Raw genomic sequence first — 18,498 nt, 5'->3', positions numbered from 1 at the left:
TGATGATGGCAGAATCGGGAATGCCAGCTAATCCGTACCAATACTGGACCCGTCATCGCGCGTATGATGTGCTTGCCGCCGCAAATAAAAAGGGCAGGCGGCATGGGCGGAAACTGGCGCGACCGGACGGCAACGATCTTTGAATGTCAGAAGATGCCGGCGGTCTCGAGCCGCGGCATGGTGGTCAGCAACCATCCGCTGGCCTCCAGCGCCGGCGCCGAGGTGCTGGCGGCGGGCGGTAACGCCATCGACGCCGCGATCGCGACTCTGTTCACGCTGACCGTGGTCGAGCCGATGATGGTCGGCATCATCGGCGGCGGCATGGCGCATATACGTCTGGCCGACGGCAGCCACCGCTTCATCGACGGGCAGAGCACCGTGCCTGCGGCGGTGCGCGACACCACCTACACCTCCAGGCCCGGCTCGGCGCATGACGTGTTCGACACCGTCGGCAACGAGAACCTCAACGGCCCGAAGGCGGTCGCCACGCCGGGCTCGCTGAAAGCCTGGTGCGAGACGCTGCGCCGCTTCGGCACCATGTCGCTCGGCGACGTGATGCAGCCCGCGATCAAGCATGCCGCGCGCGGCTATGCGGCGACGCCGTATTTGCACGAATGCATCAGCGAGAGCGCCGCCGGGATGCGCAAGGACAAGTCGATCGCGGCGATCTATTTGCCTGATGGCGAGCCGCTCAAGGTCGGCGAACGCGTGGTGCAGGCCGAATATGCCGAGACGCTCCGCACCATCGCTGACCACGGCGAAAAGGCCCTCTACGAGGGGCCGCTCGGTGACATCCTCGTCGACTACATGGAAAAGGCCGGCGGCTTCATCCGCCGCAACGATCTCAGCGGCTACAAGACCGTCGAACGGCAGCCGATCCGCGCCGACTATCGCGGCTGGACCATCCTTGGCCCGCCGCCGCCCGCGGCCTCGGGCGTGCACATCGCGCAGATGCTGAACATTCTCGAGGGCTATGACATCGGAGGCCTCGGCTTCGGCACGCCGGAGACGATCCACTATCTCGCCGAAGTCCTGAAGATCGCCTTTGCCGATCGCGCCGCGGCCAGTGGCGATCCGGATTATGTCGGCGTCCCCGTGGAGCGGCTGACGTCGAAGGCCTATGCCGAGCAACGCCGCCGCGCCATCGATCCGGCGCGGGCGCAGGCCTGGGGCGCCGGCGTCTCGCAGCTCGAAGGCGCGCACACCACGCACATGACCGCCGCGGATGCGTTCGGCAACGTCGTCGCGACCACGCAGACCATCAACAATCTGTTCGGCGCCAAGATCATGATTCCGGGCCTGGGCGCCATCGCCAACAACTACATGAACCTGTTCGATCCGCGTCCCGGCCACGCGCTGTCGCTGGCGCCGGGCAAGCGCGTCACCACCTCGATGTCGCCGATGATGGCGCTGAGCGGCGGCAAGCTCCGCTACGCGCTCGGCCTGCCCGGGGGAAAACGCATCTTCCCCAGCGCGATGCAGGCGCTGGTCAATCTGATCGACCACGGCATGAGCCTGCAGGAAGCGGTCGAGGCGCCGCGCATCTGGACCGAAGGCAACGCGCTCGAAGTCGAGCAGAAGGTGCCGGAGGCCGTGCGCGCGAAGCTTGCGGGTCTCGGCCACAAGGTCCAGCCCGTTGCGACCGTGGCGGGCGGCATGAACGGCATTGCCTTCCACGACGACGGCACCATGACCGGCGCCGCCTGCTGGCGCGCGGATGGCACGCCGGTCGGGATCTCCGGCGGCCTCGCGCGCAGCGGTGTGCGGTTCAGGTTGAACTGATTGTTACTTCCGCACGCAGATCACGCGAACGACCGCCGCCTTCGCGTCCGTCGACGTGCCGTTCGCCGTGACACCGTTCGCCTTCAGGAAATCACGCACCGTCTCTGCAGACACCATCACCGCCTGCGACGCCGGCACCGATGTCGCAGGGCCCGCGACCATCGCCGGCTTCAACAGCGCGACGCCCGCGAATTTTCCGTCGCCGTCGATGGCCGGGCTGCCGGAGAAGCCGACCGCCGGTGGCGGCGACAGTGCCGAGTCGCTGCTGGTGACCGGCGCCAGCGCGCCCTTGAGGCTTGATACACTGGCCGCACCGCCCTGGCTCTGCGGATCGGCGATGCCGATGACATCGACGCTCGTCTTCGCTGTGCCGCCGGTGAGGCTGAGCGGCTTCAGGCCGCGCGCGCCGTAGATGTGCAGCAACGCGAGATCGTGCTCCTTGTCCTCGGCGAGACGGTCGGCGCTGCCATAGCCGGCAATGGTGATCGCAAGACAGCTATCGGTGACGAGGCGGTCCGTGACAATCGCACCATCGTCGCTGACGACGATGCCGGTGCCATATTCGACGGTCTTGCGCGGCGGCGGCCCGGCCTGCGGTCCCGTCGGAAATGCATTGAACGCGCTCGACATCGCGATCACGACCGGCTCGACGGTGTTCTCGGTCGCCTGGTCGTAGAGGATCGTCATGGTGCGGACTTCGTCGCCCTTAAAGGTGCCTCGCACGTAGAATTTCTTGAGGCCCTGCAATCCCGACAGCACGAAGAAGTCGGGCTTCACCACGGTGTAGTCGACCTTGCGCCCAGACGGTTCCTTCTCCAGCTCGGCGAGTTTCGCCGTGGTCGGATTGGCTTCCTTGCGGCGGCTCAGCAGCACCTGCACCGTGCCGGTCGGCGACGTCCATTTCGAGCCGTTGGCATCGGTCGCCTGCTGCGGCACCAATTTGCCGGGGATGCCGAGCCGGGCGCCGCTGGCCGGCTCCATCACGATCTTCCAGCCGACGCTCTCCTGCTTGCGCCGCGCGGTCTCGGCGAGCGCGGCGCGCTCCTGCGGATTGAGCACGCCGGTCGGCTTGCCACCCTTGGCCTTCTGATATTCCTTGATCGCCTCGACCATGCGCGCGCTGACGTCACCGGTGATGGCGCCGTTATATTGGCCGACCCAGGCGAGGTCGGACTGGAGCGACAGCCGTTCCGCCTGCGCCATCGCATCAGCCGTGGCCGACGGCGTCTGCAGTGCGGGAGGCCGGATCGGCACGGTCTGGACCGGCTTCGGCTTGGTGCCGGGGACCTCTGACGTCGTCATCTGGGCGCTCGCGCCTGTGGCAGCCGCAAACATCAGTGTTGCCGCAAGCATCGATCTCATGACAAATCCAGCCAGCCCATTGAACGTGCTGCCATTGAAGCACATCTCGTTGGTCGCGAACAATGTTGGGGTGGTTCAGTTGGTGTAGGGGCCACGAACTCAGGCCCTCATCCTGAGGAGCGGCCGAAGGCCGCGTCTCGAAGGATGGCCGCAGGCGAGATCGGTGCCTTCATGGTTCGAGACGCGCGTTCCGCGCTCCTCACCATGAGGGTTTGAGAGAACGAAGGACGACGATGCTGAGCCCGGACGAACTCGAACGCTATGCCCGGCATATCGTGCTGCGCGATGTCGGCGGGCCGGGCCAGGCTGCGCTGAAGCGGGCCTCCGTGCTGGTGATCGGCGCCGGCGGGCTCGGCGCGCCCGCGCTGATGTATCTGGCGGCCGCCGGCGTCGGCACGCTCGGCGTGGTCGATGACGACGTGGTCTCGCTGTCAAACCTCCAGCGCCAGGTGATCCATACGACGCCCGATATCGGCCGACACAAGGTCGAGAGCGCGGCCGAGCGGATCTCCGCGCTCAATCCGCATGTCCGCTTCGTCGGCCATGCCACCTGGCTCAATGCCGACAATGCGCTGAGCATGATCGGAGACTACGATCTCGTGCTCGACGGCTCCGACAATTTCTCGACGCGTTATCTGGCCTCGGACGCCTGCTTCTTCGCGAAGCGGCCGCTGATCACGGCGGCGCTCGGCACCTTCGACGGCTCGCTCACCACCATCCGCGCGCATGAGAAGAACGAGCAGGGCGTGTTCAATCCGACCTATCGCTGCCTGTTTCCGGAAGCGCCGCCGCCCGGCACCGTGCCGGCCTGCGCCGAGGCCGGCGTCATGGGCGCGCTTGCTGGCGTGATGGGCTCGATGATGGCGCTGGAGGCGATCCGCGAGATCGTCGGCTTCGGCGACGGCCTGGTCGGCCGCCTCCTGATGATCGATGCGCGCGCGATGCGCTTCGAAACGCTGCGCTACGCGCGCGATCCGGCCAATCCGCTCAATGGCGATGGGCCTGTGTTCGACGACCTGAGCATCCACCGCGAATAGCGGGGTAAATTCACCGTCCGCGTTGCTCTTAGAAGGCGACTTTGAAGCCGATATGGCCAGCATGTCGGCGCTGGGCCGAGCGATTGTACGCTATACCTTTCCTCTAGCTTTGCGTGTGCTCACCAAGTTGGAAGTTGCGGCGTTTGTTGAAGCCATATTGGAGGGAGCGTCTTCTCGTACTCCGTCAAATAGTGCTCCAGCGGCTTGGCCGTTCCCGTTACGCGCAGCTCAGACGTGTTCCTGTTCACAATGATCGGAGCGTTCCCGACGAGCACCGCTGAAGGATTGCCATCATCGAGGAATTCTCTGGATTCATAGAAGAATACCCAGCCGTATGGCTTCGCGATTGTGAGTTCACGCACAATGCACGCCTGTCCCTCGCAAAGAATGTCCACCCAAGCGCTTGCAAGCGCTGCTGCCTTATCGAAGTCCATGGTACCGGCGTCTCGTCAATTTTGTGAAACGTCGCCAGCTTACGACACGGTTCAGCGGGCAAACCATATTTGGTCGACCGCAAGGCATTACGGCCACTTTGGGATCAAGACGATCTTTGCCGCGTATGAGTGCGGCGCTAGCGCGCCGCGCCTCTAGAGCATGCTCGGCAGCACGCGGTCCGGCGGCTTGTGCGCGTCGAGGAAGGTGCGGATGTTGATGATCACCTTCTCGCCCATCTCGACGCGGCCCTCGATCGTTGCCGAGCCCATATGCGGCAGCAGCGCCACCTTGCCGGCCTTGGCGAGCCGCACCAGCTTTGGATTGACTGCGGGCTCGTGCTCGTAGACGTCGAGGCCGGCGCCGCCGATCTCGCCGCCTTCGATCAGCTTGATCAGCGTGTCCTCGTCGGTGACCTCGCCGCGCGCGGTGTTGACGATGTAGGCGTCCTTGCGGATCAGCTTCAGCCGCCGCGCCGACAGCAGATGATAGGTCGCCGGCGTGTGCGGACAGTTCACCGAGATGATGTCCATCCGCGCCAGCATCTGGTCGAGGCTCTCCCAATAGGTCGCCCCTAACTCTTCGGCGATCTTCGGCGCCACGGGGCGGCGATTGTGGTAGTGGATCTGGAGGCCGAAGGCGCGGGCGCGGCGCGCGACCGCCTGGCCGATGCGGCCCATGCCGATGATGCCGAGACGCTTGCCGCCGATGCGGTGGCCGAGCATCCAGGTCGGGGACCAGCCGGGCCAGGGCTTTCCTTCGGTCAGGATCGAGGCGCCTTCGATCATCCGGCGCGGCACGGCCAGGATCAGCGCCATGGTCATGTCGGCGGTGTCTTCGGTCAGAACCTTTGGCGTGTTGGTGACGGTGATGCCGCGGGCATGCGCGGCCTCGACATCGATATTGTCGACGCCGTTGCCGAAATTGGCGATCAGGCGGAGCTTGCAGTCGGGCTGGTTGACGATGTCGGCGGTGATGTGGTCGGTGACGGTCGGAACCAGCACGTCGGCGGTACGCGCGGCCTCGGCGATCTGCTCGGCCGACATCGGCGTGTCCTCGAGATTGATCCGCGCGTCGAATAGCTCGCGCATCCGGGTCTCGATCGAGTCCGGCAGCTTGCGCGTCACCACCACGAGGGGCTTTTTCTTCACCGACATGTCATGCCCTCATGAGGCGCCGCAAGCCGCCTCTGTCGCCAAAGGCCGGCCGTTGAGGCCTCATTAACCCGGTTGTTCGACACTGCCTTTGCCGTGTCGTCCCCGGCGCTTCCTTCAAGCTCTCCCGACATTTCCGACCGGAAAATCGGGGCAAACTGGTTGTTCACGTGTCCGTCCTCTCTAGCAGAAGGCCGGGCCAAGACAAGAACCAGGGTCAAGGCTTCGGGAACACGAGAGAGGGGGCTTGCGCGGCAAGTTTGGAATTTTGGGTGAGGGCCCGGCTCGGCGGGGTCCTCGACAGGAGACGGGTTGATGGCGTTGGGGCGTTTTTGTTCGGTGATGGCGCTCGTTTGCACCTGGTTGAGCGCGTCGGTCAGCCCCGGTCACTCAGCGAAGGACACCACCCCCCAGACCGCGAGCGGCCTCCCGGTGCCGCGTTATGTCAGCCTCAAATCGGATCACGTGAATGTCCGCGCCGGCCCGACCAAGGACAATGATGTGGCCTGGGTTTACACCCGCTCCGGCCTGCCGGTCGAAATCACCGCCGAGTTCGAGAACTGGCGCCGGGTGCGCGATTCCGAAGGCGCCGAGGGCTGGGTCTATCATTCGCTGCTGTCGGGCCGCCGCACCGCGGTCGTCACCATGAAGCACAAGGACGACCTGGCGCCGATCTACGACCGCGCCGATATCGACAGTGCGGTTGCGGCCAAGCTCCAGGCCGGCGTCGTCACGCAGGTCAAGAAGTGCACTGCAAACTGGTGCCGTGTCACCGGCAACGGTTTTGACGGCTGGATCCAGCAGGAGCGCCTCTGGGGCGTCTATTCGGACGAGCAGGTGAATTGACGCGATAGAAGCGAGCTATTTGCTCCGGCGTCATGCCCGGGCATAGCCGTCCGAAGGACGGCGTCGCTTCCGCTCGCCTATGTCCCGGGCATCCACGTACTTCTCGCCAGCCCCAAAACGTGGATGGCCGGGACAAGCCCGGCCATGACGACTAAATCAGCAGTTTAGAACTGAAACTCAGCGCTTCTTGCGCAGGCGCACGACCATGTCGATGCGCGCGATCTCGTAACCCTCGGGCACCTCCGGCATCTTGGACAGCGCCAGATGCGGATCCTCGATATCGACCAGCTCGTGGCTGTTCTCGAGGTAATAATGGTGGTGGGTGGTGACGTTGGTGTCGAAATAGGTCTTGGTGCCGTCGACGCTGACCTGACGCAGCAGGCCGGCATCGGTCAGCTGGTTCAGCGTGTTGTAGACGGTCGCGAGCGACACCGGCACCTTGGCCAGCGTCGCCTCCTCATAGAGCATTTCAGCCGTGAGGTGGCGAGCACCCTTGCCGAACAGGAGCCAGCCGAGCGCCATGCGCTGGCGCGTCGGACGAAGCCCCGCGGACTGGAGCATTTCGTTGACGTCGTGCCACGGGCAGCCGGTCAAGGCCGGCTGGCGGCCGGACAGGAGGGCGGCGGAATGGACGTCGTCGTCGTGATGGGGCGCGGGATTCTCGCTCATTTCCAGATTTCGGGCACGCGTGGACACTGCATCTCCATGCAATATATGGACAGATAGATGCAGATGCAAGTTTCTCGCAACTAGAGAGGTTCTAATGAGAAGTGGAACCGGGCGAACACGTCGTCACTTTACCTTCATGAGATTGCTTTGCCACCTGAAATGCCTGTGTTAGAGAGCCCGCGGTTCCGCTTGGCCGATTATGGCGCAGCCGGGCATTGAGGCCCGGCCCGCAGTCCATCCTGGCTTGTGGCAGTCGCGCCTGACGACGGTAATTGGCGCGGCTTTCCGAACGAAACGGGGCCCATTTTCGCCAGAAACGCCGCTCAATCGGGGTTAGAACAGAGGCTTCCGCATGCTGAACAGGCGCAACGGTTACGAATACGAAGATCTGCTGGCATGTGGCCGCGGCGAGATGTTCGGCCCGGGCAATGCCCAGCTGCCGCTGCCGCCGATGCTCATGTTCGACCGCATCACGGATATCAGCGACAATGGCGGCGAGTTCGGCAAGGGAGTGGTGCGGGCCGAGCTCGACGTGAAGCCCGACCTCTGGTTCTTCGGCTGCCACTTCAAGAACGATGCCGTCATGCCCGGCTGCCTCGGTCTCGATGCGCTGTGGCAGATGGTCGGCTTTTTTCTGGGCTGGACCGGGGGTGAAGGTCGCGGCCGCGCGCTGGGCCTGAACGAATTAAAGTTCAGCGGCCAGGTGCTGCCTGAGGCCCGCAAGGTTGTGTACAACGTCGATATCAAACGCGTGATGCGTTCAAAGCTCGTGCTCGGCATCGCCGACGGGTGGCTTTCGGTCGATGACCAGATTATTTATCGCGCGAAGGATCTGAAGGTCGGCCTGTTCAAGCAGGGCACGAACCTGAGCTGAGCGCATCACCACGAAGACAACGATTAAGGCGAGGCTGTCATGAGGCGGGTTGTGGTCACCGGGATGGGTATCGTCTCGTCGATCGGAAACAACACCCAGGAAGTGCTTGCGAGCCTCCACGAGGCGAAGTCGGGCATTTCGCGGGCTGAGAAATATGCCGAACTCGGTTTTCGTTCGCAGGTGCAAGGTGCGCCGACGATCGATCCTGCGACGGTCGTCGACCGGCGTGCGATGCGCTTCCTCGGCCAGGGCGCCGGCTGGAATCACATCGCGATGGAGCAGGCGATCCAGGACTCCGGTCTGTCGCCTGACGAAGTCTCCAACATCCGCACCGGCATCATCATGGGGTCCGGCGGCCCGTCCGCCCGCACCATCGTCGAATCCGCCGACATCACCCGCACCAAGGGACCGAAGCGCGTCGGACCGTTTGCAGTGCCGAAGGCGATGTCGTCCACGGCCTCGGCGACGCTTGCGACCTGGTTCAAGATCAAGGGCGTGAACTATTCGATCTCCTCGGCCTGCGCGACGTCGAACCATTGCGTCGGCAACGCCTATGAGACGATCCAGATCGGCAAGCAGGACGTCATCTTCGCCGGCGGCTGCGAGGAACTGGACTGGTCGCTCTCGGTGCTGTTCGACGCCATGGGCGCGATGTCCTCGAAATACAACGATACGCCCGCCACCGCCTCGCGTCCCTATGACGTCAACCGCGACGGCTTCGTGATTGCCGGCGGTGCCGGCGTGCTGGTGCTGGAAGAGCTCGAACATGCCAAGGCGCGCGGCGCGCGCATTTACGGCGAGATCGTCGGCTACGGCGCGACGTCGGACGGCTACGACATGGTGGCGCCCTCCGGTGAAGGCGCCGAGCGCTGCATGCGCATGGCGATGTCGACGGTGAAGACCAGGGTCGATTACATCAATCCGCACGCGACCTCGACGCCGGCCGGCGATCCGCCGGAGATCGACGCGCTGCGTCGCGTGTTCGGTGCCGGCGAGAAGTGCCCGCCGATCTCGGCGACCAAGGCGCTGACCGGCCATTCGCTCGGTGCGACCGGTGTGCAGGAGGCGATCTACTCGCTGCTCATGATGAACAACGGCTTCATCTGCGAGAGCGCTCACATCCAGGAGCTCGATCCCGTGTTCGCCGACATGCCGATCGTGCGCAAGCGCATTGACAACGTCAAGATCGGCACCGTGCTGTCGAACTCCTTCGGCTTCGGCGGCACCAACGCCACGCTGGTGTTCAGCCGGCTGGATGTGTGAGCCCAGCATGCTGTCATGCCCCGCCTAGTGCGCAATTGCGCACGGGGGCGGGGTATCCAGTACGCCGCGGCCCTGCGATTATCATGACTGTTTCGGAATACTGGATCGCCCGCCCCAGTGCGCAAGGCGCACAAGGCGGGCGATGACGTCGAGAATAGGAGCGACGGCTGCAATGGAAGGACTGATGAAGGGCAAGCGCGGTCTGATCATGGGCATCGCCAATGATCATTCGATCGCCTGGGGCATGGCGAAGACGTTGCATGCCCACGGTGCCGAGCTTGCCTTCACCTTCCAGGGCGAGGCGCTGGGCAAGCGCGTCAAGCCGCTGGCGGAGTCTCTCGGCGTGGAATTGGTGCTGCCTTGCGACGTCGAGGACATCGCCAGCGTTGATGCGACCTTCGCCGTGCTGCGCGAGAAATGGGGCAAGCTCGATTTCGTCATCCACGCCATCGGCTTTGCCGACAAGAACGAGCTGAAGGGCCGCTACGCCGACACCAGCCGCGAGAATTTTTCGCGCACCATGGTGATCTCCTGTTTCTCGTTCACGGAGGTCGCAAAACGCGCCGCCGAGCTGATGACGGAGGGCGGCAGCATGATCACGCTGACCTTCGGCGCCTCGGAGCGCGCGATGCCGAACTACAACGTGATGGGCGTGGCCAAGGCGGCGCTGGAGGCCTCCGTGCGCTACCTCGCCTCCGATTTCGGACCGCGCGGCATCCGCGTCAACGCGATCTCCGCAGGCCCCATCCGTACGCTCGCCGGCTCGGGCATCGGCGAGGCACGCGCGATGTTCGGCTTCATGCAAAAACATTCGCCGCTCCGCCGCGGCGTCACGCTCGACGAGCTCGGCGGTTCGGCGCTGTATCTGCTGTCGGATCTCTCCGGCGGCGTGACCGGCGAAATCCACTATGTCGATTCCGGCTACAACATCGTCCTGATGCCAAGGCCGGACGATTTGAAGACGGAATAGACACGTAGGGTCGGCAAAGGAGCGCAAGCGACGTGCCCACCATCTCTCAACAGTTGCGAGACGAATGGTGGGCACGCTCCGCTTTGCCCACCCTACAAGTTCTCAGCTTGCCCTAACCCGCTGCGATCAGCTCCGCGCGCTGGAACGCCGGTCGCGCCATGCAGCGCGCGAGATAGGCATCGAAGGCTGGGCGCGACGGCACCATCTTGAACAGCCGCACCGCGAAGTTCAGGCCGGAGCCGATCGTGACGTCGGCGGCGGAAAATTCCTCGCCGAGGATCCACGGCCCCTTCGCGAGTGCAGCTTCCAGCACGTCGAAGTCCTGCGTGGCGCTGCCCCAGGCCGCGGTCGAGGTCGGGATCTCGATCTTGGTGAAGATCTGGATGATGGCAGGCTCGATGCAGCCTGGCGAAAAGAACAGCCATTGCAAATAGCGCGCACGACGCGGATCGGTCACCGCGGGCGCGAGCTTCGCTTCGGGATAGCGGTCGGCGATGTAGGCGCAGATCGCAGCGGCTTCGCCGAGCGCGGCATCGCCGTCGCTGAGCGCCGGCACCTTGCCCATCGGATTAACCTTCAAATAATCCGGCGCCTTCTGCGCACCGGTCGAGATGTCGGTCAGCACGCGCTCATAGGGCAGGCCGCTCTCTTCCATCAGCCAGAGCGTCGTGAACGAGCGCGAGCGTGGCGACCAATGGAGCTTGATCATGGCAGCGGACCTTTCATCGGTGGGAGGCGCGGGGAGAGCCTATTCATTGCGTGTCTGCTCCGAATTCGCAACGCACTACGTCTGGGAGGATGCCGCTTTCGTTAACCGACATCTTGGTCAATGCGAAATCCGTCTGCGGGTTGACCGAACGCCTTCAATCAGAGCGGCGCGGGATATGCGGGTCGTCGTAGCTGTTCACCTCGCTTCACTGCGCGAAATACGGCGGTAGGATCTTGTCCAGTCGCTTTGTCAGAAAGTCGCGGGTGGTGTCGCGCAGGGTGGTGTTGTTGGCGGAGTCCGCGGCCGTCTCCGGAAACATGGACTTGTCCACCTTCTGCAAAAGCTCGTTCGAAACGAAGTTGTCTGCCATATGCTTCATGACACCTTCGAACGTCACGGCGGGGCACTTCATGATTTCGAAGGTGCGGCCGTCGACCCACGTCACGCCGATATAGGAGAAGACATACGCGTAGGAGATGAGGCCGACACCCCGGCTGAAGATGCCGACGCCGCTGAGCGACTGATTGGTCCCGTCAAGCTGTCCTTCGCTGCGCATGACGACGAGATAGCGCTCGCAACCGGCATTGCCCGCGACTTGCCGGATCAGGTTCGACAATTCCTCGCGCTGATTGCGGAACAGGCCGGATTTGGGGTGGTAGTAGGAATCGAGTGCGCCCTTGGCGTAAGTGATCCGTCGCACCGGCGTGTTGCCTGCGGCGGCCCGCGCCCGCGCAAAGACGAGATCGTCAAGGCCCCAGGATACCGGGATTTCTGCATAGTCGTTGCCGAACACGGTCAGACCGATCTTCTGGACGACGAAGATGTCCCCGGTCCCCGCAATCACGCCGACGCCGCAAGGACCGGCAGTCGCCGGCTCCGCAGGCTTGGCTGGCGCCTTAGGCTTCGCTGCCTTCTTGGCCGCCGGTTTTGCCGGTGTCGCGGTCTGAGCGGGGGATGCGGTGGTTGCGGGAGGGGTTTGCGCTGCTGCCGGAGCCAGAAAGGGCAGCAGGACGAGCACTGAGGCAGCAAATCGAAACATGGATTCCAGGGGATCAGCGGCAGGAGGTCATGGGACATGAGGTCATCGGACATGCCACACTAGGTTGGGATCATGACAACCGCAAGCTGCACCCGAAGGTCGCCGTCTATCCGGTGAGCCGCGGCCGCCTCCACCGATAATACTTCATCATAAACCCATTCGACGGCTCGATCTCTTCCTTCTCGAACACGAAACCTTCGCGCTCGTACCAGCGCCAGGCTTTTTCGTTTTCACGGACGCAGCGCAGGTACATTTCATCTGGCATGTGCGTGCGCGTGAAGGCGAGCAATTGTCGTCCGAGCGACTGCCCTTGGTAGGCGGGCCCGACGAAAAGCATGTCGAGATAGAGTTTTGGCAGATGCAGCGCCAGCATCGCAGCGATCGTGCCGTTGTCGTCGGCGACGAACAGGCTCCAGCCGTTCCCGACCTCGCGCCTGATGCGTGCGCGCAGATTTGCCAGCAGGAATTCACTCGCCTCGGCGAGGCCGGTCGAGACCCAGCTTTCCATCCAGACGCGGCCGACCTCGTCATATTCCTCAGTGCGGGCGGGGCGGATGACGGGATGCGACATCGAGGCTTCAGTCACGCTGACTGCGCACGGATGGTCGTGCGCGCACCTTGCCGGCCGACAGGCACACCACTTCGGAGATTTGCAGAAGCTGGCGCGCCAGCGGGCTGGTCTTGCGCCAGACCATGCCGATGGTGCGCGAGGGCTCGGGGTCGCGGAAGCGCGACAGCGAGACGGAAGCGGAGCGCGTCTCGACCGGCACGGCCATTTCCGGGATCAAGGTGACGCCGATGCCGGCGCTGACCATCTGGACCAGCGTCGAGAGCGAATTCGCATCCAGCATCTCGCGCGGCGGCGCCGATTGCATGTTGCAGAACGACAGCGCCTGATCGCGGAAGCAGTGCCCCTCTTCGAGCAGCAGCAGCCGCATCTCGCGCATCATCTCGCGCGATGGCACCGGCGTGCCTTCGTCGGAGCCCGGCCGCACCAGCAGGAATTTTTCGTCGAACAGCGCGACTTCGGTGAGCGAAGGCTCGGACACCGGCAGTGCAACGATGGCAGTGTCGAGCCGGCCTTCCACCAGTTCCTGGATCAGCCGCGGCGTCATCGTCTCGCGCACGCGGATGTCGAGCTCCGGATGCATGCGCGTCAGATTCTTGGTGATCTTCGGCAGCAGATAGGGCGCGATCGTCGGGATCATGCCGATCCGCAGCCGGCCCGCAAAGCGGTCCTGCGAGGCGCGCGCGAAATCGCCGAGCTCATCGACCGAGCGCAGGATGTCGCGGACGCGCGGTGCGAGCTCCTCGCCGAACCGGGTCAGCGCCACCTGACGGGCGCTGCGCTCCAGCAGCAGGCCACCGAGCGCCTCCTCCAGTTCCTTGATCTGCATCGACAGGGCCGGCTGGGAGATCGAGCTTGCCTCCGCGGCGCGGCCGAAATGGCCGTGACGCGCCAGCGCGTCGAAATATCTGAGCTGGCGCATCGTCACGTTGGCCATCAGAAAATCCTATCGCAGCGATCATTAAAGTCAACTTCCCCTGATCGAATGCGAAGCCTAGAGTAATTCTACCTGGTCAAAGGCGCGAGTTCGACGCCACCAGAGGAGGTATTCATGGATGACACTTCGAAGTGCCCGTTTTCGGGCGGAAAACCCACGCGCGTGAACCGCGACTGGTGGCCGACCCAGCTCAGCATCGAGATGCTGCATAAGAATTCCACCCTGTCCGACCCGATGGGCAAGGAGTTCGACTATGCCAAGGAATTCAAGTCGCTCGACCTGAATGCCGTCATCAAGGACCTGACGGCTCTGATGACGGACTCGCAGGAATGGTGGCCCGCCGATTTCGGCCACTATGGCGGCCTCATGATCCGCATGGCCTGGCACAGCGCGGGCACCTATCGCACCACGGACGGCCGCGGTGGCGCCGGCGCCGGTCAGCAGCGTTTCGCGCCGCTCAACAGCTGGCCCGACAACGCCAACCTCGACAAGGCACGCCGTCTGCTCTGGCCGATCAAGCAGAAATACGGCCGCAAGATCTCCTGGGCCGACCTGATGGTGCTCGCCGGCAACGTCGCGCTGGAATCGATGGGCTTCAAGACCTTCGGTTTCGCGGGCGGCCGCGCCGACGTGTGGGAGCCGGAGGAGCTCTATTGGGGTCCTGAAGGCACGTGGCTGGGCGACGAGCGCTACAGCGGCGAGCGCCAGCTCGCCGAACCGCTGGGCGCGGTGCAGATGGGCCTCATCTACGTCAATCCGGAAGGCCCGAACGGCAAGCCTGACCCGGTCGCCGCGGCAAAGGACATCCGCGAGACGTTCGCCCGCATGGCGATGAACGACGAGGAAACCGTCGCACTGATCGCCGGCGGCCATACCTTCGGCAAGACCCACGGCGCGGGCGATCCGTCGCTGGTCGGTCCGGAGCCGGAAGCGGGCGCGCTCGAGGATCAGGGCCTCGGCTGGAAGAGCAAGCACGCTTCGGGCCTGGCGGGCGATTCCATCACCAGCGGTCTCGAGGTGACCTGGACGACGACGCCGACGAAGTGGAGCAACAACTTCTTCGAGAACCTGTTCAAGTACGAATGGGAGCTGACGAAGAGCCCGGGCGGCGCGAATCAGTGGACGGCCAAGGGTGCCGACGCGATCATTCCCGATGCCTTCGACAAGTCGAAGAAGCACCGGCCGACGATGCTGACGACCGACCTCTCGCTGCGCCTCGATCCGGCCTACGAGAAGATCTCGCGTCGCTTCCTGGAAAACCCGGATCAGTTCGCGGACGCCTTTGCCCGCGCCTGGTTCAAGCTCACCCATCGCGACATGGGTCCGATCCAGCGCTATCTCGGCCCGCTGGTGCCGAAGGAAACGCTGATATGGCAGGATCCGATTCCGAAGGTCGACCACGAGCTGGTCGGCGACCAGGACATCGCCGCACTCAAGACCAAGATCCTGGCTTCGGGCCTCTCGGTCTCCGAGCTGGTCTCGACCGCCTGGGCGTCGGCCTCGACGTTCCGCGGCTCGGACAAGCGCGGTGGTGCCAACGGCGCGCGCATCCGTCTTGCCCCGCAGAAGGATTGGGAGGTGAACCAGCCGGCTCAGCTCTCCAAGGTCCTCGGCAAGCTCGAAGCGATCCAGAAGGACTTCAACGCATCGGCCGGTGCGAAGAAGGTCTCGCTCGCCGACCTCATCGTCCTCGGCGGTTCTGCCGCGGTCGAGAAGGCTGCGAAGGATGCCGGCGTGGACGTGAAGCTTGGCTTCACGCCGGGTCGCATGGATGCCTCGCAGGAGCAGACCGACGCGGAGTCCTTCGCGCCGCTCGAGCCGCGGGCCGATGGCTTCCGCAACTATATCGGCAAGCGGCATCAGTTCCTGCACCAGGAAGAAGCCCTCGTCGATCGCGCGCAGCTGTTGAAGCTCTCCGGTCCCGAGCTGACCGCGCTCGTCGGCGGTCTGCGTGTGCTCGGCGCCAATGCGGGCGGTTCGAAGCACGGCGTCTTGACCTCGAAGGTCGGAACGCTGAGCAACGACTTCTTCATCAACCTGCTCGACATGAGCGCGCAGTGGACGCCGGCGGCTGACGGCACCTACGAGGCCCGCGACCGCAAGACCAACGCGGTGAAGTGGACCGGCACGCGCGCCGATCTGATCTTCGGTGCGCATTCGCAGCTCCGCGCCTTCGCCGAGGTCTATGCCTCGTCGGACGCCAAGCAGCAGTTCGTGCAGGACTTCGCCAAGGCCTGGACCAAGGTGATGAACCTCGACCGCTACGACCTCGCGGCCTGATCCAAGGGTCTAAGCAAGCGACAAACAAAAAGGGCGGCCGAGAGGCCGCCCTTCGTGTTTCTGATGTGCGGGTCGATTACTCGCCGGCGGCTTCGCGCGGGGCCTTCTCGCCGTCGCCGCCCTTGCCTTCGAGGTCTTCGCCGGTGGTCTGGTCGACCACCTTCATCGACAGCCGGGTCTTGCCGCGATCGTCAAAGCCGAGCAGCTTGACCTTGACCTTGTCGCCTTCCTTGACGACGTCGGAGGTCTTCTGCACGCGCGCCGAAGCGAGCTGGCTGATGTGGACGAGACCGTCCTTGGAGCCGAAGAAGTTCACGAAGGCGCCGAACTCCATCACCTTGACGACGGTGCCGTCATAGATCTGGCCGACTTCCGGATCGGACGCGATCGACTTGATCCACTTGATCGCGGCCTTCATCGCCTCGCCGTCGCTGGAGGCGACCTTCACGGTGCCGTCGTCCTCGATGTTGACCTTGGCACCGGTCTTCTCGACGATCTCGCGGATCACCTTGCCGCCGGTGCCGATCACTTCGCGGATCTTGTCGGTGGCGATCTTGAAGGTCTCGATGCGCGGCGCGTATTCGCCGAGCTCGGCGCGGGCGTTGGTGAGCGCCTTGGCCATTTCGCCGAGGATGTGGATACGACCATCCTTGGCCTGACCGAGCGCCACCTTCATGATCTCTTCGGTGATGCCCTCGATCTTGATGTCCATCTGGAGCGAGGTGATGCCCGCTTCCGTGCCGGCCACCTTGAAGTCCATGTCGCCGAGATGATCCTCGTCACCGAGGATATCCGAGAGAACCGCGAAGCGCTTGTCTTCGAGGATCAGGCCCATCGCGATACCCGCGGTCGGCCGCTTCAACGGCACGCCGGCATCCATCAGCGCGAGCGACGCGCCGCAGACCGAAGCCATCGAGGACGAGCCGTTCGACTCGGTGACCTCCGACACCACGCGCGTGGTGTAGGGGAATTCGTGATGCGGCGGCAGCACCGGGTGGATCGCGCGCCAGGCCAGCTTGCCGTGGCCGATCTCGCGACGCTTGGTGCCGCCGAGGCGACCGGTCTCACCGACCGAGTAGGGAGGGAAGTTGTAGTGCAGCAGGAACGTCTCTTTGTACGTTCCGGACAGCGCGTCGATATACTGCTCGTCCTCGCCGGTGCCGAGCGTGGTCACGACCAGCGCCTGGGTCTCGCCGCGGGTGAACAGCGCCGAGCCGTGGGCGCGGGGCAGCACGCCGACTTCGGCGACGATGTTGCGCACGGTCTTGCTATCGCGGCCGTCGATGCGCTTGCCGGTGTCGAGGATGTTCCAGCGAACGATCTTGGCTTCCAGCTCCTTGAACACGCCGGAGACGCGCAGCTTGTCGTATTTCGGTTCCTGCCCTTCGGGGAAGTAATGGGCGATCACCTTTTCCTTGACCTTGCCGACCGCGGCGTAGCGATCCTGCTTGACCGGAATGGCGTAGGCGGCGCGGAGCTCCTGCTCGACGAGGCCGAGCATTTCCTTCTCGAGCGCCGAATTGTCGATCACCGTGACTTCGCGCGGCTCCTTGGCGGCCTTCTCGGCGAGCTCGATGATGGCGTTGATCACCGGCTGGAAATGGCGGTGACCGAACATCACGGCGCCGAGCATGATGTCCTCGTTGAGCTCCTTGGCTTCCGATTCCACCATCAGCACGGCGTCGGCCGTGCCGGCGACGACGAGGTCGAGCTGGGTATCGACCATCTCGTCGAGCGTCGGGTTGAGAATGAACTCGTCATTGGCGAAGCCGACGCGCGCTGCGCCGATCGGGCCCTTGAAGGGCGCGCCGGACAGGGTCAGCGCGGCCGATGAGGCCACCAGCGCCACGATGTCAGGGTCGTTCTCCATGTCGTGCGACAGCACGGTGACGATCACCTGGGTCTCGTTGCGCCAGCCGTCGACGAACAGCGGACGGATCGGACGGTCGATCAGCCGGGAGACCAGCGTCTCCTTCTCGGTCGGACGACCCTCGCGCTTGAAATAGCCGCCGGGAATGCGGCCGGCTGCGTAGGTCTTCTCCTGGTAGTCGACCGTCAGCGGCAGGAAGTCGACGCCTTCGCGCGGCGCCTTCGCCGCGACGACGGTGGCGAGCACCACGGTCTCGCCATAGGTGGCGACGACGGCGCCGTCGGCCTGACGCGCGATCTTGCCGGTTTCGAGCTTGAGAGGGCGTCCACCCCAGTCGATCTCGACTGAATGCTTATTGAACATAGAGGTCTTCTTTCATGGGTTCTCGAAAGAAGGACGGCCCGAAAAACAAAAACCATGCGCAAGATTGCGGGACGTTGATCGAAGCGGGCGATCAGCGTCCTGCGATCCTGCCATGGTTTTCGGATTTCGGATGGCGTCCATCCTTTCGGGTCATACGGGCGCCTTGCCCGTTGTGCCCAGCCGCCGGATTGCTGCTGGACTGTCAGTCGGCACGAACGCGAACACCGGATTTTCGGTCCTCGCCCATCGTGCCCCGGATGCTAGCCGTCACTCGACCATGATCCGGAAAAGTGCAAAGCGGTTTTCCGAAAAGATCATGCTCAAACAACAATCCAAAGTGCGA

Annotated in this window: 16 protein-coding genes; 7 read left to right on the top strand and 9 right to left on the bottom strand. The window is 64.1% G+C overall.

Features of this window, described 5'->3' with window-relative positions; translation table 11 throughout:
- Positions 1 to 102 precede the first annotated feature (102 nt).
- Complete coding sequence (gene ggt / locus OWC48_RS20750; protein ID WP_282521632.1) at positions 103 to 1,782, top strand: gamma-glutamyltransferase; 1,680 nt, start codon at positions 103 to 105, stop codon at positions 1,780 to 1,782.
- Between the two features lie 3 nt (positions 1,783 to 1,785).
- On the opposite strand, the gene OWC48_RS20745 is transcribed toward ggt, so the two are convergent.
- A complete protein-coding gene (locus OWC48_RS20745) occupies positions 1,786 to 3,144 on the bottom strand; it encodes a serine protease (protein ID WP_282521631.1) in 1,359 nt (452 codons plus the stop codon).
- A gap of 233 nt (positions 3,145 to 3,377) precedes the next feature.
- Between OWC48_RS20745 and OWC48_RS20740 the strand changes: the two genes are divergently transcribed.
- Entirely contained in the window at positions 3,378 to 4,181 is an 804-nt protein-coding gene (locus tag OWC48_RS20740) for a molybdopterin-synthase adenylyltransferase MoeB (protein ID WP_282521630.1), read from the top strand.
- Between the two features lie 119 nt (positions 4,182 to 4,300).
- Here OWC48_RS20740 and OWC48_RS20735 read toward each other — a convergent pair whose 3' ends face one another.
- Entirely contained in the window at positions 4,301 to 4,615 is a 315-nt protein-coding gene (locus OWC48_RS20735) for a YrhB domain-containing protein (RefSeq protein WP_282521629.1), read from the bottom strand.
- Positions 4,616 to 4,768: 153 nt separating this feature from the next.
- The gene (locus OWC48_RS20730) at positions 4,769 to 5,770 is read right to left on the bottom strand and encodes a D-glycerate dehydrogenase (RefSeq protein WP_014490950.1); all 1,002 of its coding nucleotides are present in this window, start codon (positions 5,768 to 5,770) and stop codon (positions 4,769 to 4,771) included.
- 312 nt (positions 5,771 to 6,082) lie between these two features.
- On the opposite strand from OWC48_RS20730, the gene OWC48_RS20725 reads away from it, so the two are divergent.
- Positions 6,083 to 6,613 carry an SH3 domain-containing protein gene (locus tag OWC48_RS20725; RefSeq protein WP_282521628.1) on the top strand — a complete coding sequence of 177 codons (531 nt, stop codon included), beginning with the start codon at positions 6,083 to 6,085 and terminating at the stop codon, positions 6,611 to 6,613.
- A 177-nt stretch (positions 6,614 to 6,790) separates the two neighbouring features.
- Here the strand turns inward: OWC48_RS20725 and irrA are convergent, their stop codons facing one another.
- Positions 6,791 to 7,282, bottom strand: coding sequence for an iron response transcriptional regulator IrrA (irrA, locus tag OWC48_RS20720; RefSeq protein WP_063980150.1), 492 nt, complete (start codon positions 7,280 to 7,282; stop codon positions 6,791 to 6,793).
- A gap of 352 nt (positions 7,283 to 7,634) precedes the next feature.
- Here irrA and fabA point away from each other — a divergent pair, with 352 nt between their 5' ends.
- The 3 genes from fabA to fabI all read left to right on the top strand — a co-directional run bounded on the left by fabA (position 7,635) and on the right by fabI (position 10,389).
- Positions 7,635 to 8,156, top strand: a complete 522-nt coding sequence (gene fabA / locus OWC48_RS20715) for a bifunctional 3-hydroxydecanoyl-ACP dehydratase/trans-2-decenoyl-ACP isomerase (RefSeq protein ID WP_282521627.1) — start codon at positions 7,635 to 7,637, stop codon at positions 8,154 to 8,156.
- 39 nt (positions 8,157 to 8,195) lie between these two features.
- Positions 8,196 to 9,419: a beta-ketoacyl-ACP synthase I gene (gene fabB, locus OWC48_RS20710; RefSeq protein WP_282521626.1), complete on the top strand. Its 1,224-nt coding sequence runs from the start codon at positions 8,196 to 8,198 to the stop codon at positions 9,417 to 9,419.
- Positions 9,420 to 9,591: 172 nt separating this feature from the next.
- On the top strand, positions 9,592 to 10,389 hold the full coding sequence (fabI, locus tag OWC48_RS20705; RefSeq protein ID WP_282521625.1) for an enoyl-ACP reductase FabI: 798 nt from the start codon (positions 9,592 to 9,594) through the stop codon (positions 10,387 to 10,389).
- A gap of 112 nt (positions 10,390 to 10,501) precedes the next feature.
- Here the strand turns inward: fabI and OWC48_RS20700 are convergent, their stop codons facing one another.
- The 4 genes from OWC48_RS20700 to OWC48_RS20685 all read right to left on the bottom strand — a co-directional run bounded on the left by OWC48_RS20700 (position 10,502) and on the right by OWC48_RS20685 (position 13,642).
- Positions 10,502 to 11,098, bottom strand: coding sequence for a glutathione S-transferase family protein (locus OWC48_RS20700; RefSeq protein WP_282521624.1), 597 nt, complete (start codon positions 11,096 to 11,098; stop codon positions 10,502 to 10,504).
- Positions 11,099 to 11,303: 205 nt separating this feature from the next.
- Positions 11,304 to 12,137, bottom strand: a complete 834-nt coding sequence (locus tag OWC48_RS20695) for a hypothetical protein (RefSeq protein WP_282521623.1) — start codon at positions 12,135 to 12,137, stop codon at positions 11,304 to 11,306.
- 106 nt (positions 12,138 to 12,243) lie between these two features.
- Positions 12,244 to 12,708 (bottom strand): GNAT family N-acetyltransferase, encoded by a 465-nt coding sequence (locus OWC48_RS20690; protein ID WP_282521622.1) that lies wholly within the window; start codon positions 12,706 to 12,708, stop codon positions 12,244 to 12,246.
- Positions 12,709 to 12,715: 7 nt separating this feature from the next.
- On the bottom strand, positions 12,716 to 13,642 hold the full coding sequence (locus OWC48_RS20685) for a hydrogen peroxide-inducible genes activator (RefSeq protein WP_282521621.1): 927 nt from the start codon (positions 13,640 to 13,642) through the stop codon (positions 12,716 to 12,718).
- Positions 13,643 to 13,756: 114 nt separating this feature from the next.
- Here OWC48_RS20685 and katG point away from each other — a divergent pair, with 114 nt between their 5' ends.
- Positions 13,757 to 15,922, top strand: coding sequence for a catalase/peroxidase HPI (gene katG / locus OWC48_RS20680; RefSeq protein ID WP_282521620.1), 2,166 nt, complete (start codon positions 13,757 to 13,759; stop codon positions 15,920 to 15,922).
- A 76-nt stretch (positions 15,923 to 15,998) separates the two neighbouring features.
- Here katG and pnp read toward each other — a convergent pair whose 3' ends face one another.
- Positions 15,999 to 18,155, bottom strand: a complete 2,157-nt coding sequence (gene pnp, locus OWC48_RS20675; protein WP_282521619.1) for a polyribonucleotide nucleotidyltransferase — start codon at positions 18,153 to 18,155, stop codon at positions 15,999 to 16,001.
- Positions 18,156 to 18,498 lie beyond the last annotated feature (343 nt).

The organism is Bradyrhizobium sp. Arg816, from assembly GCF_029989365.1.
Lineage (GTDB): Bacteria > Pseudomonadota > Alphaproteobacteria > Rhizobiales > Xanthobacteraceae > Bradyrhizobium.
Note: the sequence above shows the minus strand (reverse complement) of the source record. Positions and strands in the feature narration are given on the sequence as shown.

What these genes read in the sequence shown, in the direction of transcription:
- OWC48_RS20685 (WP_282521621.1), bottom strand. Translation starts at nt 13,642, where the DNA reads ATGGCCAACGTGACGATGCGCCAGCTCAGATATTTCGACGCGCTGGCG.
- pnp (WP_282521619.1), bottom strand. Translation starts at nt 18,155, where the DNA reads ATGTTCAATAAGCATTCAGTCGAGATCGACTGGGGTGGACGCCCTCTC.
- OWC48_RS20700 (WP_282521624.1), bottom strand. Translation starts at nt 11,098, where the DNA reads ATGATCAAGCTCCATTGGTCGCCACGCTCGCGCTCGTTCACGACGCTC.
- ggt (WP_282521632.1), top strand. Translation starts at nt 103, where the DNA reads ATGGGCGGAAACTGGCGCGACCGGACGGCAACGATCTTTGAATGTCAG.
- OWC48_RS20745 (WP_282521631.1), bottom strand. Translation starts at nt 3,144, where the DNA reads ATGAGATCGATGCTTGCGGCAACACTGATGTTTGCGGCTGCCACAGGC.
- OWC48_RS20730 (WP_014490950.1), bottom strand. Translation starts at nt 5,770, where the DNA reads ATGTCGGTGAAGAAAAAGCCCCTCGTGGTGGTGACGCGCAAGCTGCCG.
- irrA (WP_063980150.1), bottom strand. Translation starts at nt 7,282, where the DNA reads ATGAGCGAGAATCCCGCGCCCCATCACGACGACGACGTCCATTCCGCC.
- katG (WP_282521620.1), top strand. Translation starts at nt 13,757, where the DNA reads ATGGATGACACTTCGAAGTGCCCGTTTTCGGGCGGAAAACCCACGCGC.
- OWC48_RS20735 (WP_282521629.1), bottom strand. Translation starts at nt 4,615, where the DNA reads ATGGACTTCGATAAGGCAGCAGCGCTTGCAAGCGCTTGGGTGGACATT.
- OWC48_RS20695 (WP_282521623.1), bottom strand. Translation starts at nt 12,137, where the DNA reads ATGTTTCGATTTGCTGCCTCAGTGCTCGTCCTGCTGCCCTTTCTGGCT.
- OWC48_RS20740 (WP_282521630.1), top strand. Translation starts at nt 3,378, where the DNA reads ATGCTGAGCCCGGACGAACTCGAACGCTATGCCCGGCATATCGTGCTG.
- fabA (WP_282521627.1), top strand. Translation starts at nt 7,635, where the DNA reads ATGCTGAACAGGCGCAACGGTTACGAATACGAAGATCTGCTGGCATGT.
- OWC48_RS20725 (WP_282521628.1), top strand. Translation starts at nt 6,083, where the DNA reads ATGGCGTTGGGGCGTTTTTGTTCGGTGATGGCGCTCGTTTGCACCTGG.
- fabB (WP_282521626.1), top strand. Translation starts at nt 8,196, where the DNA reads ATGAGGCGGGTTGTGGTCACCGGGATGGGTATCGTCTCGTCGATCGGA.
- fabI (WP_282521625.1), top strand. Translation starts at nt 9,592, where the DNA reads ATGGAAGGACTGATGAAGGGCAAGCGCGGTCTGATCATGGGCATCGCC.
- OWC48_RS20690 (WP_282521622.1), bottom strand. Translation starts at nt 12,708, where the DNA reads ATGTCGCATCCCGTCATCCGCCCCGCCCGCACTGAGGAATATGACGAG.